The sequence below is a fragment of the Methanobrevibacter sp. genome (assembly GCF_045541095.1).
Taxonomy (GTDB): Archaea; Methanobacteriota; Methanobacteria; order Methanobacteriales; family Methanobacteriaceae; genus Methanocatella.
Map to the genome: position 1 here is coordinate 1 of NZ_JAZQIJ010000046.1, position 2,488 is coordinate 2,488.

Annotated in this window: 3 protein-coding genes; all 3 read left to right on the top strand. The window is 34.8% G+C overall.

Translation table 11 applies throughout. The features are described 5' to 3' along the window. The first annotated feature begins 223 nt into the window (after nucleotides 1-223). The 3 genes from ACKI2P_RS02060 to ACKI2P_RS02070 are packed head-to-tail and all read left to right on the top strand — an operon-like array spanning nucleotide 224 to nucleotide 2,313. Nucleotides 224-649, top strand: a complete 426-nt coding sequence (locus tag ACKI2P_RS02060) for a DUF3842 family protein (protein ID WP_407374589.1) — start codon at nucleotides 224-226, stop codon at nucleotides 647-649. A gap of 30 nt (nucleotides 650-679) precedes the next feature. Beyond that, nucleotides 680-1,495: an ATP-binding cassette domain-containing protein gene (locus tag ACKI2P_RS02065; RefSeq protein WP_407374590.1), complete on the top strand. Its 816-nt coding sequence runs from the start codon at nucleotides 680-682 to the stop codon at nucleotides 1,493-1,495. Beyond that, nucleotides 1,480-2,313, top strand: a complete 834-nt coding sequence (locus tag ACKI2P_RS02070; protein ID WP_407374591.1) for an energy-coupling factor ABC transporter ATP-binding protein — start codon at nucleotides 1,480-1,482, stop codon at nucleotides 2,311-2,313. The genes ACKI2P_RS02065 and ACKI2P_RS02070 overlap by 16 nt, the downstream gene beginning before the upstream one ends. Nucleotides 2,314-2,488: the final 175 nt, after the last annotated feature.

The following is a 2,488-nucleotide window of genomic DNA, read 5'->3' on the forward strand; positions in this document are numbered from 1 at the left end:
ATAGAAATTTTATATTTATTCATTTTTATCCCTGCCATATTTATATCGTTTTTTTCATGCATAATAATAACGTTCAGATATTAAAAAAGTTTCCCCTACCATTATATCTATTATAATAAATCTTTGCAGGATTTGGAGCAGAATTAAAGGAAAATGCAAACATACATAATTTTTATAAAAATATCCTGTGATTCGAGTAATTCAAAATTATTAAGGATTATAAATGAAAAAAAAATTAGTGGTAATAATAGATGGTCAAGGTGGAGGAATAGGCCGCCAATTAACTATCAGTATAAAAGAGAATTTTCCTGACATAACAGTTCGTGCCATTGGGACAAATACCATTGCTACTCAATCTATGATAAAAGCAGGGGCTGATGAAGCAGCCACAGGTGAAAACGCTGTCATAACTGGATGCAGAGAGGCTGACATAATCGTAGGACCATTGGGAATCGTAATTGCTGATTCACTATTGGGTGAGATAACTCCTTCAATGGCAATTGCTGTTGGACAATCAAAGGCGATACGGTTTTTAATTCCCTTAAATCAATGTGACAATCAGGTCGTTGGAATTGAGAATTTCAGCCTCTCATATCTTGTTCGAGAATGTATTGATCTGATTCGAAAACAATTGATATCTAATGAATAAAATTTTTTTAATGATATACCGGAAGTAACTGTGATCAATGTTTCAAATATCTCATTTACATATAACAATAACAAGAAAATAATCGAAAATATTAGTTTATCAATTGAGCCCGGAAAAGTAACTGCAATATTAGGAAAGAATGGAAGCGGAAAATCAACATTAGTCAGACTGATTTTAGCCCTGCTTCCAATAGGCGACGGAAAAATTTATGTCGACGATATCGATATAAATTGTAAAGAAGGAATAAACCAAATACGAAAACAATGTGGTATTGTGTTCCAGAATCCTGATAATCATTTTGTCTCTCCTATTATAGAGGATGATATTAAATTTGGTTTGACAAATCATCATGTGCCGGAAACAATTCAATCTGACTGCGTTAAGTCTGCATTAGACAAGGTCAGCTTGACAGGCTATGAAAAAAGGAATGTTTCAACATTATCAGGAGGACAAAAACAAAAAGCTGCAGCAGCAGGAATTTTAGCCGTAGACAACAGTATCATTTTTTTTGATGAAGCTACTTCCATGTTGGATCCTAACGGAAGAAAAGAACTTCAGCTTTGTATTGAAGAACTGCGAAATCAAAATAAAACGATTGTTATAATTTCACAAAATATTGAAGATGTGTTACACGCGGATATGATTTACCTGATTTCTGATCATCAAATCATAAAATCCGGTTCTGCTCGTGACATCCTGACTGATTATGAAACACTAAAAGAGGCCGGAATACAGATTCCTTTCCCAGTACGTGTGTATCATGACCTGTTTCAAAAAGGAATAAAATTGAAAAATTGTCCGCTAACGAAAGCTGAACTTGCAGAGGAATTATGCAGCTTGAAATAAAACATGCAACAGTCCGCTATTCTAATTCCAATAAGATATTAGACAATATAGATTTAAATATAACAGAGGGACAATTTTTAGGCATAACAGGAAAAGCCGGCTGCGGTAAAACAACACTTCTTGAAACAATTGCAGGATTTCATAAACCTGAAAGTGGGTTCGTTTTACTGGATGGACAGAACATTTACGAAAAGCGGTTTGATTCCCAATCCTTTCGTAAAAGACTTCAAATCGTATTCCAATTTCCTGAAAATCAGTTTTTTGAATCAGACATTTGGAATGAAATTGGTTTTGGTTTGAAAAATATATCGTCTTCTCCGGATGAAAAAGAAAGAAAAACAATCGAAGCAATGCAGGCCGTTGGTCTTAACATAAATGAAATGAAGAATGTATCACCATTTGCGCTTTCAGGAGGTCAAAAGCGCAGGCTTGCCTTAGCATGCGCGATAGTTGTAAGCCCTGAAATATTATTGCTCGATGAACCTTTTTCAGGCCTTGATGGAGACGGACAAAATCAAATTATAAGCATCTTGAAGGATCTCCATCGAAATGGCACCACGATATTAATGGTTTCGCATGATCCAAATGTTCTATCTGAAGTTGCGGATAAAATCGTTGTTTTAGATGCCGGGAAAATTCAATTCAATGATATTCCTTCACGCGTATTTGCAGATAAATACTTATGCGATAAACTTGGAATAGGACAGCCTGAGACAAAAATAACTGCTGACCTTATTGGTTTAGATCTTGATGAAGACCTTACATACTCTAATTTCATAAAAAAACTCGAAAAGAAATATTTAGCTGCCCATGATTGATTTAACTTATCAAACAGGTGATTCTATCCTTCATCGTATGAATCCCACTCATAAATTTTTAGGATTGCTGCTTTGTACTATCATAATTCTTGTCAGCAAGAATTTAGCGGGTACCATCATAGCGGCAGTTCTAATCACAACACTCATCTTGCTGTCGAAACTCCCAATAAAAAAG

Excerpts from the sequence above, each read along its gene's own strand:
- ACKI2P_RS02060 (WP_407374589.1), top strand. The coding sequence starts at position 224 with ATGAAAAAAAAATTAGTGGTAATAATAGATGGTCAAGGTGGAGGAATA.
- ACKI2P_RS02070 (WP_407374591.1), top strand. The coding sequence starts at position 1,480 with ATGCAGCTTGAAATAAAACATGCAACAGTCCGCTATTCTAATTCCAAT.